Origin of the sequence: Bremerella cremea (assembly GCF_039541315.1) — a bacterium.
GTDB classification, from domain to species: Bacteria; Planctomycetota; Planctomycetia; order Pirellulales; family Pirellulaceae; genus Bremerella; species Bremerella cremea.
Genome location: NZ_BAABFZ010000005.1, coordinates 1,053,030 through 1,068,702 on the forward strand (window position 1 = coordinate 1,053,030; position 15,673 = coordinate 1,068,702).

The 15,673-nt window shown below is 57.1% G+C and carries 15 protein-coding genes; 10 read left to right on the forward strand and 5 right to left on the reverse strand.

The features are described from left to right. Positions 1-27 precede the first annotated feature (27 nt). The 8 genes from ABD890_RS21130 (at position 28) to ABD890_RS21165 (ending at position 6,530) form a co-directional block, all read left to right on the forward strand. Complete coding sequence (locus ABD890_RS21130) at positions 28-483, forward strand: Flp family type IVb pilin (protein ID WP_345094293.1); 456 nt, start codon at positions 28-30, stop codon at positions 481-483. Further along, positions 480-881: a hypothetical protein gene (locus ABD890_RS21135; protein ID WP_345094294.1), complete on the forward strand. Its 402-nt coding sequence runs from the start codon at positions 480-482 to the stop codon at positions 879-881. The genes ABD890_RS21130 and ABD890_RS21135 overlap by 4 nt, the downstream gene beginning before the upstream one ends. Positions 882-1,014: 133 nt before the next feature. Next, positions 1,015-1,377: a Flp family type IVb pilin gene (locus ABD890_RS21140; RefSeq protein ID WP_345094296.1), complete on the forward strand. Its 363-nt coding sequence runs from the start codon at positions 1,015-1,017 to the stop codon at positions 1,375-1,377. A gap of 247 nt (positions 1,378-1,624) precedes the next feature. Further along, complete coding sequence (locus ABD890_RS21145) at positions 1,625-2,197, forward strand: A24 family peptidase (protein WP_345094298.1); 573 nt, start codon at positions 1,625-1,627, stop codon at positions 2,195-2,197. A 49-nt stretch (positions 2,198-2,246) separates the two neighbouring features. Beyond that, a complete protein-coding gene (cpaB, locus tag ABD890_RS21150) occupies positions 2,247-3,170 on the forward strand; it encodes a Flp pilus assembly protein CpaB (protein ID WP_345094300.1) in 924 nt (307 codons plus the stop codon). A gap of 78 nt (positions 3,171-3,248) precedes the next feature. Further along, positions 3,249-4,562 carry a TadA family conjugal transfer-associated ATPase gene (locus ABD890_RS21155; RefSeq protein ID WP_345094302.1) on the forward strand — a complete coding sequence of 438 codons (1,314 nt, stop codon included), beginning with the start codon at positions 3,249-3,251 and terminating at the stop codon, positions 4,560-4,562. A 27-nt stretch (positions 4,563-4,589) separates the two neighbouring features. Then, a complete protein-coding gene (locus tag ABD890_RS21160) occupies positions 4,590-5,531 on the forward strand; it encodes a type II secretion system F family protein (RefSeq protein ID WP_345094304.1) in 942 nt (313 codons plus the stop codon). A gap of 15 nt (positions 5,532-5,546) precedes the next feature. After that, complete coding sequence (locus ABD890_RS21165; protein WP_345094305.1) at positions 5,547-6,530, forward strand: type II secretion system F family protein; 984 nt, start codon at positions 5,547-5,549, stop codon at positions 6,528-6,530. Between the two features lie 2 nt (positions 6,531-6,532). Here the strand turns inward: ABD890_RS21165 and ABD890_RS21170 are convergent, their stop codons facing one another. The 3 genes from ABD890_RS21170 to ABD890_RS21180 all read right to left on the reverse strand — a co-directional run bounded on the left by ABD890_RS21170 (position 6,533) and on the right by ABD890_RS21180 (position 10,115). After that, a complete protein-coding gene (locus ABD890_RS21170) occupies positions 6,533-7,633 on the reverse strand; it encodes a tetratricopeptide repeat protein (protein WP_345094307.1) in 1,101 nt (366 codons plus the stop codon). A gap of 151 nt (positions 7,634-7,784) precedes the next feature. After that, positions 7,785-8,393, reverse strand: a complete 609-nt coding sequence (locus ABD890_RS21175; RefSeq protein WP_345094309.1) for a hypothetical protein — start codon at positions 8,391-8,393, stop codon at positions 7,785-7,787. Positions 8,394-8,462: 69 nt separating this feature from the next. Next, a complete protein-coding gene (locus ABD890_RS21180) occupies positions 8,463-10,115 on the reverse strand; it encodes a type II and III secretion system protein family protein (protein ID WP_345094311.1) in 1,653 nt (550 codons plus the stop codon). Between the two features lie 416 nt (positions 10,116-10,531). Here ABD890_RS21180 and ABD890_RS21185 point away from each other — a divergent pair, with 416 nt between their 5' ends. After that, positions 10,532-11,305, forward strand: a complete 774-nt coding sequence (locus ABD890_RS21185) for a hypothetical protein (protein ID WP_345094313.1) — start codon at positions 10,532-10,534, stop codon at positions 11,303-11,305. Between the two features lie 175 nt (positions 11,306-11,480). Then, a complete protein-coding gene (locus ABD890_RS21190; RefSeq protein WP_345094315.1) occupies positions 11,481-12,956 on the forward strand; it encodes a sulfatase in 1,476 nt (491 codons plus the stop codon). Between the two features lie 19 nt (positions 12,957-12,975). On the opposite strand, the gene ABD890_RS21195 is transcribed toward ABD890_RS21190, so the two are convergent. Then, the gene (locus ABD890_RS21195) at positions 12,976-14,388 is read right to left on the reverse strand and encodes an RtcB family protein (protein ID WP_345094317.1); all 1,413 of its coding nucleotides are present in this window, start codon (positions 14,386-14,388) and stop codon (positions 12,976-12,978) included. A 63-nt stretch (positions 14,389-14,451) separates the two neighbouring features. After that, positions 14,452-15,672, reverse strand: coding sequence for an L-2-hydroxyglutarate oxidase (lhgO, locus tag ABD890_RS21200; protein WP_345094319.1), 1,221 nt, complete (start codon positions 15,670-15,672; stop codon positions 14,452-14,454). Position 15,673 lies beyond the last annotated feature (1 nt).

Below are 15,673 nucleotides of genomic sequence, written 5' to 3' on the forward strand. Positions count from 1 at the left end.
TTGATATTGAGATATAGGTAAAACCTCATGTTGAACGTGATGAAGAAACTTTGGAATGACGAACGTGGTTTCGTCAACTCCACAGAACTGATCCTGATCGCCACCCTGGCGGTGCTCGGCCTGATCGTTGGCCTGGCCGCGCTGCGTGATTCGATCGTTCAGGAACTTGGCGACACGGCGAGTGCCGTAGGCGAGTTCAACCAGTCGTACGCGGTGTTCGTTGGGGACAGTGACAACGATGATCCTTTACTGGGTCCCGTGATCACTTCACCGAATGCCTCGAGCCTGGCAACGGTTCGCCGTGACTTTACCAACAGCGATGGCGACGTGGTGGTATCGGTTAGCGGACAGTTTCACAACTTCCGGTACAACGACCGCACCGACATTGGTGACGGTCCAGACCTGCTCCTGCAACCTCCTGCCACAATCGTCAGCATTGGTCCTGCGGCAGAAGAAGAAGGCGAAGCACTTACAACGCCATGAGAAGTTTGAAAACAAATTTACGTTTAGCGAAACGCATCTCGCGCCGACAACGCCGCGGCAACGCGTCGGTGATTTCGATCGTGCTGATGTTCGTTCTGCTCTGCATCGGCATCATTGTGGGTGCCGTTGCGATTCGCGATCAAATTGTCCAAGAGTACGGTGACTTTGCCGTGGCTCTCGACAGCTTAAGCCAATCATTCTCGTACCGCATCGAGATTGATCCGGATGGCCCAGGCGGCGACTCGCCCACCATATGGGAAGCAGAGTTCATTGACGACAACGCCACCCTGGTGGATGGCGGGCCGAACGAAGCCCCCGCCGGGATTACGTTTGTGAATCCACCGACCCCAGATCAACGGGAAGGTGTTGTCGACAATCCTGCAGGGACCATCCCTTAACCAAATCACTTTTTGTTTGGAGTGAACCTTCTCGCCAAACCGGCAGCAAACGAATCGAGGCGGTCGATTCGGGGACACGTCAGCAGGCGAGAAGAACATTTTTTCGTGTGTTTTACCCTAGGAGAATGAGCTAATGAGCCTCATTAAGCGTTTGTGGAATGATGAAGCTGGTTTCATCGTTTCCGCTGAATTGATCCTGATCTCGACGATCGCCGTCCTCGGCCTGATCGTTGCCCTGGACTCGGTCCGTAACGCCGTCACCAGCGAATTGGCTGACGTCGCCGGCGCCGTCCAGAACCTGAACCAGTCGTACTTCTACGCTAACGTTGTCGGTCACTCGGCATCGGTTGCTGGCTCGGACTTCACCGACCTGAGCGACTACTGCGATGAAGGCGAAGACACCCTGGGTTCGGACCTCGCTTGCATCACCCACGTTGGTCCAGTTTCGCCAGGCGAAGCTGCTGCTCCAACCCCGAACCTGCTCCCAGGCGTTTAGTCTGGTTGGCCGGTTTTATGCTAACGAAGTCGATTCGGCCACTTGCCTGTCGAGTTGACCAAACAGCACGCCAAACGTAAACGCGGAGTCGGCTCTCACCTCGACAGCCGGCTCCGGTTTGGCTCTCAAATTGACCTTAGGAACTACCGCCATTCCTTAGGTCAGCCTGTGTTGGACCCTGAAGAGATTTACATCACGGAGTTTTAGCGTCGAACACAGCCTGACTTAAGGCGTGTGAAGCGTCCGAATGTTATTTTTCGAGCACCCCAATCCCATGATTCCACAAGTTATCGTCCTGCTCTGCGTTGCCGCGTTCACTGCCACTGGCTGTGCGTGGGACCTGAAAACTCGGCGGCTGCCCAATTGGCTAACGGTTACGACTTTCTTCGCTGGTTTGGTTTTCCACAGCGTTGTTGGCTCGTTGACCGAACAGGGGCTGGTCGGCGGTTTTTTGTTTTCGCTGGCCGGATTTGGAATGGGCTTTGGCATCCTCTTTGTCTTGTTCGCCATTGGTGGCGGCGCCGGCGGAGACGTCAAATTTATGGGGGCACTCGGAGCCTGGGTGGGCTGGAAAGCCATCCTGATTATTTTCATCGGCAGTGGACTGATCGCAGCGATTAGTCTGGTTGTCGTGGCTGTATGGAGCCTTGCCGTCGGTTCACCCGAGCCGAAAGAGGGGGAGAAGAAGGAGTCTTCGCTCGCTCGCCGCAAAATCCCTTACGCGATTCCGGCAACCATTTCCGCCTGGCTCGTGCTGGGTGGGTTGTTCACCTTGAAATGGGTAGCGATGTCGGGATCCGCAATTACACTGGAAAACTAAGTCAAGAATCGTAGCGAGAGAATCGCACATACTCGGAGTAGACGAGAACATGAGGGTAAGTCCGGGAACACTGCTTTTGGGCGTCGTCGCAGTCATGTTTGGACTGTTAGGAGCGTACATCGTCCAGAAGAACATGCAGAAGCCACAGGTGGTGGCTGTGGACAACACAGTCAAATCGTACGTCGTGCCACGGGCCAGCATGGACCTGAAGGCAGGACGTGAAATCACCCTCGGTGATATCATCGTTCACCAGATGACGGCCAAGCAAATTCAAGACGCAGGTCTGCCAGGGATGTTCATGGGTGATACCAGCAACATCATCGGCCGCACCCTGCGAGTCGATCTGCCACGCGGATCGTCGTTCGATACGCATCTCTTCTTTCCAGAAGGGACCGGTCCGAACATTGTCGAATCGCTCGATCCAGGCATGCGTGCCGTGACCATCAAGGTTGCCGCCGACGAAGCTGTCGAAGGCTTCGCCACGCCAGGTACCTGGGTCGACGTGCTGTTCCGCAGCGAAGAAGACGACGCGGCCGATCTGCCAGAAATGACCGTCAGCCTTCTGGAAGGCGTCAAGGTTCTGGCCGTGAACAGCACCACCACCGAAATGCGAACCATTCGTGGTCAACGCCAGGCCATGGATCGCACCTCGGTCACCTTGGCCGTTTCGCCAGATCAGGCCGTCGCTCTGAGGGTGGTCGAAGGTCGCGGCACGATGGCCTTGGCTCTGCGTCATCCAGACGACGTAAAACCAGACGGCCAGTTGGCAGGCATGACGATGGATCGCCTGTTGAACCGACCGATCTCGCGGGAACGCATTGAAGTCTATCGTGGTCACAGCATCTCGCAGGTCGAATTCCGTGAACGGTTCCGTCACAACTTCGATCCGCAGCAACTGGCCAACCAGAATGTCAATAAGCAGGCCAAAGCCGATCCTCCGGCCGACGCCAATCGTGCGGACGCGGTGAAATAAGCTCCGCCGCCCTATCGGTAGCCGCGGGTCCCCTTCGACGCGCGGCTTCGCTTCTCAAAGAATGGAATTGGCCCGGTTATGATTCGTTTCAAATCTGCTGCTAAGACGGAAGACTCGCCGCTCAGCGAAATCGACTTCCAGCGTCTGAAGTCCGACATCCACGAGCAACTGGTCGAGTCGCTCGACTTGTCGCTGGTCGCGCGGATCGACGACGAGCGAATGCGTGGCAATGTCCATAACCTGGCCCAGGAAGTCATTCGCGATTACCGTCCGAAAGTCGCAAAAGACCTGCACGAGCGTCTGCTGCACGAACTGCAGGACGAGGTCTTCGGCTTGGGTCCGCTCGAACCATTGATGAGCGATCCCACCATCAGCGATATCCTGGTGAACAATGCCCATGAAGTCTTCCTGGAACGTCATGGTCGTCTGGAAAAGTCGGACATCGTCTTCGCGGACGACGCCCACCTGGTGCGAATCATTCAACGTGTCGTGGCCCGCGTCGGTCGTCGCATCGACGAAGTGAGCCCAATGGTCGATGCCCGCCTTCCCGATGGTTCGCGTATCAACGCCGTGGTTCCGCCGCTGGCTCTCAACGGACCGAAGCTTTCTATTCGTCGTTTTGGTGTCGAACATCTGCAGCTCGAGAAACTGCTTGAGAACGGATCGATCAGCCAACCAATGGTTTCCTTCCTGGAAGCAGCGGTCCAAGGCCGAGTCAGCTTCATGATCTCGGGCGGTACCGGTGCCGGTAAGACGACTTTGCTCAATGCCCTCAGCAAGTCGATTCCGGACGACGAACGAATCGTCACGATCGAAGACTCGGCGGAACTTTTGCTCCAACACGCTCACGTGGTTGGCATGGAAACCCGTCCTTCCAACTCCGAAGGCAACGGCGCTGTGACGCCTCGCGACCTGGTTCGCAATAGTCTGCGTATGCGACCTGACCGCATCCTGGTCGGCGAAGTTCGTGGTGCGGAAGCACTCGATATGCTGCAGGCCATGAATACCGGTCACGAAGGTTCGCTCACCACGATTCACGCAAACGACGCGGTCGATGCCCTGCACCGCTTGGAAATGATGGTCGCCATGGCAGGTTTCGAGCTGCCGATCAGCGTGATTCGTCGCTACGTCGCCAGTGGTATCCGCGTAATCGTTCACGTTGCCCGTTTGAAGGGTGGTGTTCGTAAGGTGACGCGTATCGCCGAAATCGTCGGCACGGCCGATGGCGAATACCAACTGCACGACATCTTCCGCTTCGAGCACCAGGGCCTCGACGAAAACGGCAACGCCAAGGGTCGCTTCGTGACCACCGGTTACCGTCCACGCTGCGTCGATCGTTTCCTGGAATCTGGCGTCGAAATCGACACGAACATTTTCCAGGCCGAAGCTTAGTCGCCCCGATCAGAAAGAGTTCCCCCCGTGGATCAACTTGCTTTAGCCCTGAATGCCAACTCGCTTCCGATCTTCGTGTTCGGTGGAATCGCCGCGGCTTTAGGCGCAATGCTGATGGGCGTTCGCGATCTGTTCTCGTCGCGTGACTCGCAATTGATGGCATCGCCTATCCTGAAGAAACTGCCTGCCCGAATCGAAGCTGCCGACGAAACCGCGGTGGGCCGATTCGATATCTGGCTGGAACGTGCCGTCTATATGACCGGCATGAACACCAGCGTCACGATGGCATCGCTGTTGTTCCTGCTGATCGGTTCGACGCTCGGCATGGCAGTGTTTGTCTTCACCGAAGAAGTCAGCTACAGCGTCATCGCCGCTGTGCTGGGAATCGTGATTTGCTTCGTCATCCTGTCGATCACCTATCAACGGGTTATGAAGCAGTTTGAAGACCAGTTCCCAGGCGCACTCGACCTGTTGGCTCGTGCGGTTCGTGCCGGCGAAAGCCTCGATCAGGCGTTGGTCATGATCGGTGGTTCCGTCAACGATCCTGTCGCCGGTGAATTCCGTCGCATCGCCAAGCACCTGGAAATGGGCCTTTCCCTTTCCGCCGCAATGAAAAGTTTCGCGTACCGCGTCCCCACAATGGACGTTCGCATCTTTGCCTCGGCACTGAGCGTACACCGCGAAGCGGGTGGTAATTTGCCGAAAACCCTGGAACGTCTCGCTGGCGTGATTCGCGACCGGATGAGCTACCAACGTCAATTGAAAACTGTCACCGGAGCAGGTCGCATCACCGCGACCATCATCTCGGCTCTCGGTCCACTGCTGTTTGTCTACCTGTTTGTCTTCCAGCCGGAATACAGCAGCAAGCTTTGGAACGACCCGACCGGGCGTATTGTTCTGATTGCCGCAGCGATCTCGCAAGTGATCGGGCTGGTAATCGTTTCCCGCATGCTCCGCAGCCGTTATTAAGCGAAAAGTAATCTCATGGATTTGAGCCTGGAAGTTGTCGGCGCGTTTCTCGGAATCAGCATCCTGCTGTTTCTCGGTGGCAGCCTGTTGCTTTGGCTGGGTGGTAACCGCGCGGAAGACTACCTCGAAGCTTCCAGCGGACGCTCGCTCGGTATTTTCACGAAGCTGTTCGCCTACATGGTTCCGATCGCGAACGAGAGCCGCGACAAGCTGCAACGCGAATTGGTTCAAGCAGGCCACTATGGCCGTTTCGCCGCAGAAGACTATTTGGCGGTGCGTAATGCGGCCGTTTTTGCCTGGCTGATTTTCATGGCGGTCGCCGCCGTGCTAACCATCGACGATGGTTCCGCCACGCAGCAAACCTACCTGATTGCGGGTGGGATTGTTTTGGCCATGATCTGGGGTCTTCCGCGTGTGATCCTGTCGACCACTGCTTCGGCCCGCGTGCGACGTATTCGCTTTGGTCTGCCGGATGCCCTCGACATGATCACGATGACGGTCTCGGCAGGCATGCCGCTGCAGCGAGCGATCAAACATGTCAGTCGAGAGCTACATTCTTCGCACAGCGATCTAGCTTGCGAACTGACCATTCTGGAAGGTCAGACCTCGGCACGGTCGCTTGACTATGCCCTGAAAGAATTCGCCAAACGGGTCGACGAACCCGATGTGACTGCGTTGTCGACGTTGATTCACCACGCCGAGCGTCTGGGTGGAAATGTTGCCGCGGCGTTCCATGAATTCGCCGACAGCATTCGCGAATCGCGACGTCAGCGTGCCGAAGAAGAAGGGAACCGAACCTCGGTCAAGCTGTTGTTCCCGGTGATCTTTTTCCTCACGCCGCCGATCTATGTCCTGCTGTTGGGACCGGCGTTGATGGAACTGCGAGACTTCTCGATGCGAGAAACGGCCCCCGGTGGTGCTTTGAATCAGACCGCAGCCGACGAAGCAGTCTCCGCGATGCGTGGCACTCCGTCAGCAACGGAACCAGGCCGAAACTAAGCTTACTGTTGCGATGAAGCGGCGGTCTGCAAAGCACTGAGAACCTGGTTCGAGAAGTTCTGAGCGGAAGCGGAAGGGGTCGCACCAATCGAGCTGGCGGCAGCTGCTGGCTTCTGAACGTTGCTCGCCGTTGGCTGATCCGAGATCTGATAGACAGCCGGTGCCGTCCCCAGGGTCTCAGTCGGAATCTTCAAGCCGCTAGACGGCTGCGAAAGCGTTGCCGAAGTCGCTGGCAAAGCCGAGCGCGTGTCCGCACTATATTGCACCTGCTGAACACCCTGATTCGACGACTCGCTGAAACGCGAAGCGGTCCGAAGTGGATTATTGCTCGAAGCAGCTTCCGCTGCCCCGATTGCAGGGGCCGGCGTGGCCGATGCCAGTGGCGACTGATTCGCAATCATGCTGGCCGCGGTTGGGATCGTCGTTTGCGGAGCAGGCGATGCTTCGGCGACCAGCTCAGGCTGAGCTTGTGGTTCGGCCGAAGGAATCACGTGTGGACGAACTTCCGGACGATTCGAGACTTCGCCGGTGACTTGAGCGATCTGAACCAAGGCCTCGGCTGCTGGACGTAGCCGCTTGTCGATATCCAACGCACGAATGTAGTTCTTTTCGGCCAGTTCGATGTCGCCTCGTTGGCTTTGGATGTAAGCCAGGTTCGAGTACGCTTCCGCTTCGCTCGAAACACGACGGAAGTGGTTTAACGCGACGTCGTACTGTCCCAACTCTGCGTACACGATACCCAGGTTCGATCGGGCCGCTTTGTAGTCCGGATCGGTCGCCAACGCTTTTTCAAGTGTGGCCTGAGCGAGTTCCTGGTTGTCTTGCAGATAGTAAACGTAACCCAGGTCCGACAGAAGCTCGGCCGAAGGATCACCGACAGTCGAAGCTTTGGTCAAGTACTCAACCGAGGTTTCGTATTCCCCTTCACGACCGGCAATCACCCCCATGCGATGCAACGCTAGTTGGTGATTGGGCTGCTCGGCCAACACGTGGCGATAGAGCTTTTTCGCCGTCGGATAGGCACCATTGCGTTCCGAAAGACGAGCCAGGCTGATCTCCTGGGCGAATTGATTCTTCGGAGCGGACTCCGATCTAGCGAACATGGACCCTGTGCCGTTGCCGGTCGTGGCGCATCCGATGGAGGCCAGACACGTTGTGAACATGACGATGGAAAGAACAGTTCGGCAGTTCATTCGGCTCATCTTCTTGAAAGGGGGCGCAAGATCCACTGATTTCCGCTTGGCGGGCTCTTCGTTAGAAGAAGCCGCCGCCAATACCACCGCCGTAGCCGCCGCCACCGAAACCACCGCCGCCGTAGCCGCCCTGGCTTCCGTAACGCATGCCACGCTGATAAGCCGCAGCAGCTTCCGATCCGGACAAACCTTCCGAGAAGGCCGGAGCGACAACCACTCGCGATTCCGCATCGGCGACACCCATGGCAGTCAAAGCAGCCACGATGCAGCGACGTCGCTTTTCGTCCAATTCGTCGTTGAAGTGAACCGGGTATTGGTGATCCTTGCCAGGTTCTGGCGAGGTCTGGCTGCGTTCGACAACCACCGGCAGTTCGTCGCCACGCAGCAGGTTCGCTGCGATTTGCTTGACGTGATCTTCGCCGTAGTCGTTCAGCTTCCAGGCATTCTTCTCGCCCTTGCCTTCGATGAAGTTAGGCTCGAATTCATGCTGATAGATGACGTACTTGGCAGCTTCCGCATTCAGTTCCTGAGTGCGGTTCATCTCGTCGATCGACGCCCCAAGCGTGGTTGGAGGAGCCGGTTCGATTCGGCCGCCGCTTTGGCATCCAACCAGGCCAGCCGTCACCAGGGCGAGCGTCAGGCCTCCAGCAGTACGATTGAATAGGGTCATCTTGGCTATCCTCAATGTGTTTTCGTCGCGGGAACGAAGTATGGGCTGGTCTGAACCACTGGGGTCGAGTTAGTTGGAAAAACCTTGCGGTCCGGAGATGTAGTAGTCTTCGCACTCGTGATAGTGCCGGCTTGCCTTGTGAGCATGCCGCTGGGCCTTCAGGACTTCGTGGTTTTCCCGGTGGATCTGACGGCTCATTTGAGGCCAGACCGTGCTGCGATAGTCGTAGCCTGGGCGACCTTCGATCTGCTGATGCCAGAAGAACTCTTTGTTGGTCGGGTCGGTAACTTCCTGGCCCGGCAGGAAGAGTGGCAACTGTTCGCGTTCCATTGGGTGAACCAGTTCAGGGCTCACCAGGACGACCAGTTCGGTTTCGACGCGGGTCGTGCTTTGACGGCCGAAGGCGGCACCGACCAGGGGAAGATCTCCCAGGCCAGGCAGGCGAATACGGCTACCGGTCTGTTCGTCTTGGATCAAACCAGCGACAGCCAGCCATTGGCCTTCCCGCAGATCGACCGTGGTGGTCACACCGCGAATGTCCAGACCTGGGATACCGTCAACCGAGTTGCTGTTGTTGATCGAGCTGAACGATGGAGCGACCTGCAGACGAATCTTATCTTTGTCCAAGACAGTCGGCGTGAAGGCCAGCTGGGTACCAAACCCACGGAAGGTGGTCGAGACGGCACCGATACCGCCGACACCGACAGCCGTTGGCACTGCGAATTCACCACCCGCGATGAAGTTGGCCGACTTACCGCTGATGGTCACCAGGGTTGGTTCGGCCAAGATCTTGGCCATACCGTTGGCACTGGTCGCTTGCAGGAAGAGTTCCACGTCACCACCATCGAGGATCGCGGACAGGTTGCCTGCCCCAGCGCCGATGATGTGCGAGATGTCGTAATTGTCGCCGCTGACGCTGAAGTCGAAACCGAGGTTACGAGCCGCATCGCGTTGCAGTTCGGCGATACGAACTTTCAGCATCACCTGCTGTTCGCCAGGAACGTGCAGCAAGTCGATGACGCTGGTCGTTCGCAAGTCTTCCGCTCCCGGAAGCATCGCGGCAGAGCCAAGGCTGGCTCCTAGCGAGAGGTTACCGGCCTGGTCGACCGACTGGCCGCCAAGGACGGCGATGATTTGGGCAGCTTCATGAGCGTCGCGAGCCTGGCCGCGGACGATCAGCTTGTCGGCGATTGGAATCAGCTGAACGATGCTGTTTGGGAACAGCTCGTTGATGCGTGCTTCCAGTTTGCCGTATTCGATTTCCGCACGGCGTTGTTCTTCGCTGTTGGCAGCGACCTTCACCAGGTAACGCAGAACGGTGGTCGTTCCATCGGGAGCAGCGAACCAGATGGTCATCGTGGTTTCGCCAGCTTTCAAACCGATGACTTCGACTTCGGTCGTGCTGAACTCGTTGATTTCCACGATGTCAGGACTGGTAATCGCGACCCGGGTCATCGGCAGCTTGGTGCGAAGAATCTTCGAGCGCGAAGGTTCGACCCGGAAGATCAGTTCCGGTTCGAGCACCTCCTGAATCAGGCTCGATTCCTTCATCAGGACCGAGTCGCTCGGCTTTTCGATTCGCTGTTCGGCGCGCGGGCTTGGCAGATCAGCGGCGATCTGGGCTTCGGCAGTGGCGGGAATCATCGCCAGCATGCCTGCCATGGCCGTGGCAAGTGCCGTACGACCGCCATAAAGTACGGTGAGTTGGAAGAAGCTTTTCATGGATTATCTACCACCACATTCGCTGGTTGGGAACGGTCGTGATCGGCAAGATTGAATCGAAGTGAAGTCATTAGGTTCAGTGGGATCTCACGATCGCACCGCCTGCGGATCATTTAAGGTTTCGGATATTCCGATTGTGTTAGTTGAGCCGTATTTGATCATGGTCCTATTTGTTTCGGAAAAGCCCCCCATCGTTAGTGACTACTACTTTTCCAACAGGGTGCGTGAGGGGTCCCTATATAATGGTCAAATCCGGAACAGATTCATCACACTGGGCAATCTACATAAAGTCAGCCGGTGAAAACGATATTTTCGGAGATGTCCCCCTGAATTGGTCGACCTAACATCAGACGCAGCAATGTCTGCCCCGAACCCAACCAGAATTCCTCAAACCTCTCTCAAAGGTTGAGCCGACTATGACCAGCGTATTTGTGATTGCCGCGGTATTTCTAGGTGCCGAAGGCGAAAGCCTGCAACTCAAACAGCCCGTGATCGCACAACAGGCAGCTCCTGCCGTGGTCGTTCTCGATTCCCTGCGAGAAGAGGAAGCTTCGCCATCGGTCACGGGTGGGCTGATCAAACCAGTCGCTTACCAGTCGAAGCCATCGAAGTTGAATCTGGCCCCTGTCGCTAGCAAGGCAAGCTATTCAGTTCTGCAGGACGAGTCCCCTTCGGACGCCATGCCGCAGCCCATGCAGGCCATGCCAACCCCACCGAAACCAGTCATGCCATCGGAAATTGGTGGTACTGATCTCGGCGAACCTTACGTTGCTGCTGCTGACTACTCGCTCAGCTCGTGCGGTGCCTCGACCGAAGCCGCTTCGTGCGGTTGCGAAAGTGCCCATGGATGCAACCTCGGTTGTGGTTGCGGCCACGGCGGATGTGGTCATGGTGGTTGTGGCTGCGGTCACGGTCATGGTGGCTTCTACGCTCGTCACTGCCTGCCATCGCCATGGCATGCACCCGGCAACATGGCACCACACCGCATGTACGACGCTCTTCCAAAGACGTACTACTACTTCCGTCCGTACAACATGCTGATGATTCCAGATCAGCAAGCTCAGGCCGCTGCTTGGGTTGAAAACCCACACCTGCCTTACTCGAACGGTGTGTTCCAGAAGGTTTACGCCGAACTGGAACCGGTTCTGAACGCTCCAGGCGAAATCATCTCGGCACCACCGATCAACTAACGATCGTCGAGAACACCGAACATAAAGGCTCGCTGCCAATCAGGTAGCGGGCCTTTTTTTGTTTCGAATCTGGCAAAGCGTTGTTTGCTCGATTCATGCTCGGCGATGGGCTAGAATGACGACACACCACTCGTCATCCTCATTCCCCCCTTCCCTCCGCCTAAGAAGTTGCCCCATGCGAAACACGCTTTTGCTGGCCCTTGCGCTGGCCTGCTTCGTTCCGTCGATCTTGATGGCCGAAGCCCCCAAGCAGCCGAACATTTTGTTCATTGCCATCGACGACCAGAACGACTGGATTGGTTGCCTGGGCGGGCACCCCCAAGCGAAGACGCCGCATATCGATCGAATCGCCGAGCGTGGCACCGTGTTCCTGAATGCCCACTGTCAGGCGCCGCTTTGCAATCCTTCGCGAACGAGCCTGATGACAGGGCGTCGTCCATCGTCGACTGGTATCTATGGTTTATCGCCCTGGTTTCGCGATGTTCCGGAACTGGCCAACCTGGTGACGTTGCCGCAACATCTCTCGGCCGGCGGTTACACGAACTACTCCACCGGCAAGATCTATCACGGCGGCTACGGCCGGAAGAAGAACGATGCGGAGTTCCAACATCTGGGACCACCAGCTGGCGTCGGAGCACGTCCGGCGAAGAAGTTGGTCAACACGCCCGCCGCGCATCCGCTGGTCGACTGGGGTGTGTTTCCTCACAAGGACGAAGACAAAGGAGACTACCAAGTCGCCTCTTGGGCGGTCGATACGCTGAACAACAAGCCGCAAGAGCCATTCTGTTTGTCAGTCGGTTTCTTCCTGCCGCATGTCCCTTGCTACGCCACGCAGAAATGGTTCGACCTTTATCCCGAAGACGAACTACAACTACCGGAGATCATCGAGAACGATCGTGCCGACACGCCGCGATTCAGTTGGAATCTCCACTGGAAGTTGCCGGAACCTCGCTTGAAGTTTCTGAAGGATGACCACCAGTGGAAGAACCTCACGCGTAGTTACCTGGCATGCACCAGCTTCGTCGACGCCCAAATTGGCCGCGTGATGGAAGCTCTGCAAAAGAATGGTTACGCCGACAACACCGTGATCGTGATCTGGTCGGATCATGGCTGGCACATCGGCGAAAAGGAAATTACCGGCAAGAACACCTTATGGGACGATGGTACCCGTGTGCCGCTGATCTTCGCCGGTCCTGGCATCACCGGTGGTCAGCGCTGCACCCAGCCGGCCGAGTTGCTCGACCTTTACCCAACCCTCAGCGACTTGGCTCAGCTCGAGCAGCCGGAAGGTTTAGAAGGTCACTCGCTGATTCCGCAGCTTCGCGATGCCAAGACGAAGCGGGAGTTCCCGGCGATCACGACCCACAACCATGACAATCACGGCATCCGCACCGAGCGTTGGCGATTCATTCAGTATGCCGACGGTTCGCAAGAGCTGTACGACATGCAGGCCGATCCGAACGAATGGACGAACCTCGCATCGAAGTCCGAGTATGCCGACGTAATCGAACGCCTGGCGAAGTTTCTTCCGGCCAAGAGTAAGATGCCGGCCCCCGGCAGTGCCCATCGCGTGTTGACGTACACCGATGGCGTTGCGATCTGGGAAGGAGAAGAGATCGATCCGAACGGACCGATCCCTGAGATTGACTAGCGGAAGCGAGCGGGCCGAGTCAATCCTCGGCCCGACTTCCATCGCCGCACATCTTGACGATCTTCGGATCGAACTGCCCGACAATGTCGACCAGATCGCTCTGAGCCGCCATCACTTCGTGGATGTCTTTGTAGACACCCGGCACTTCGTCCGAACCAGCCGACAAGATGTGAACGCCCTGCGACTTCAGTTCCTGTCGCGTGTTTTGAATGCGGAACGTATCGTTCGCCTTCTTACGCGACATGCACCGTCCGGCACCATGGGATGCCGAATCGAGGCTGCTGGCATTTCCCTTCCCGCGAACCACGAATCCTGGCGTTCCCATCGAACCTGGGATTACTCCCAGCACACCTTCGCCGGCCGGGGTTGCCCCCTTACGGTGCACGATCATCTCGCGACCATCGTGCGTTTCCTTCCACGCGAAGTTATGGTGGTTCTCGACACCAGCAACGATCTCGCCGCCGACCAGGTCACTTACCAGGCGATGGATCACTTCATGATTCGCTGCCGCGTAGCGCCCCATCAAGTTCATCGCTTCCCAGTACTCTTGCCCTTCCTCGCTATCCAGCGACAACCAAGCCAGGTACTTGAGTTGCTCGTACTTCTTCGGCAACTTGGTGCGAGCGATATTGCTGTAGGTACTGCACACGGCAGCCCCTGGTCCACGGCTTCCGCTATGGCTTAACAGCGCGACGTATTCGCCTGGAGGCAGCGAAAACTTTTCGTCCGTCTTGTCTTCCTCGCGGATCGTCAACACACCGAACTCGACGAAATGGTTCCCCGAACCAGACGTACCCAACTGTTGCCACGCCTTGTCTTTCGACTGACGCGTCACCTTGGTGATGTTCCAGTTCTCGTCCATCACATCGTGCTGCTGCGGCTTCTGATGCGTCGAGCCAACACCGAATCGCGTACCCTTTTCCAGGGCACGACAACAAACGTCGAACTTCGACTCTAAAGCATCCAGCGGCAGATCGAGCACGCTTAGCTTCATGCGGCAAGCGATATCGACGCCTACCGCATACGGCACAACGACACCTTCCGTCGCCAACACGCCGCCGATCGGCAGCCCGTATCCCACGTGCGCATCGGGCATCAAGGCCGCACCCGAAGCGTTGGGCAGCTTACAGGCCTCACGCATTTGCGTATGAGCCCCTTCGTCGATATCGCTTCCCCAGGTCTGGTACGTAACGTTCTCTTGCAGCGGTGGTAGCGTCTGGTCTTCTAACAACGTTGCCGCGAGGGCACCGAAGCAGACGTCCTCGACGAACTGCTCTGGCGATTCTACGACCTGCTTTACCTGACGCTTCAAGTCAGCACCGCGCATCCCATGCGTCGTCGCAGCACTCGAAACAGCCTTCACTGCTTCTACGAGTGCGTATTCTGGAACACCTAATTGCGTCAACTGACGACGATTCATTACTTCTCTCACTTATCTTTCGTTCTTATCGATCTATGAACGAAATAGTCCCATCCCAAGCGGGAAGGTTCGCCATCAAGATGCTAAAACGTCGGCGGCCTGAGAAGCAATATGATTGCCAATGTTTAACGAAGAAGTCGCAGCCGGGCTCGGGGCATTCAAGACATGGATGAAATTGCCTTCCTTCTGAATGACAAAATCATCGACCAGGCTACCATCCTTGCGCAGCGCTTGCGCACGCACACCAGCCGGAGCTGGAATCAGATCTTTCGCTTGAACCGCCGGGATCAACCGCTGCAGCGACTTCAAAAATGCCGAGCGAAAATAAGATCGCCGCATTTCTCCAAGACCAACGCGCCAGTACCTGGCGGCCATTCGCTGAAATCCACGATAGCCGACCGAGTCCCATAAGTCGGAGAGATCGATCGTCCACTTGGTGTACCCTTCGCGTGCGAATGCCAGCACTGCGTTCGGTCCGCATTCGACCGCGCCGCCGATCATCCGTGTGAAATGGACGCCGAGAAAAGGAAAGGCCGGGTCAGGGACCGGGTAGATCAAATTGCGGCAAAGATGTTGGGCCGAATCGGACAGCTCGAAGTATTCGCCCCGAAACGGAACGATCTTCACCTCTGGCTCGTGCCCGCAAAGGGCTGCCACGCGGTCCGATTGCAGACCGGCACAGTTGATCAGCAGCGAAGTGCGGAGAGTGCCGGTCGTTGTCTCGACGACGATTTCATCCGAACGCTTGATCACGCCGGTCAGCCGGGTAGAAGTTCTGACTTCGCCCCCGAGGTCTTGGATCAATTCGCACAGCCGAAAGCAAACACGTCGATAATCGACAATGCCCGCCTCTTTGACATGCACCGCTGCGATGCCGTTGCAGTAAGGCTCGAGCGATCGCAGTTTGTCGGCGTCGAGCTTCTCGCAGGTAACGTTGTTTTCCAGGCCGCGTCGATAGATATCGTCGAGTCGGCCGAGTTCGTCCTCGCGCGTGGCAACAATCACCTTCCCGCAGATGTCGTGCGGGATTTCGTTCTCTTGGCAGAAGGCGACCATCGCGGTGCGACCTTCGCGGCAGTTGATCGCTTTGAGCGAACCTGGGCGGTAGTAGATGCCCGAGTGCAACACGCCGGAGTTATGTCCTGACTGGTGCTGGGCCAGGACCTGTTCTTTCTCGATAACGACAACCTGGCGATCGGGATAGCGCAGCGAGATCTGATAGGCGGCCGCCAATCCGACAATGCCGCCACCAATCACTACTACGTCGACCTCTGGAGAATCCTCGCCGAAAGACATC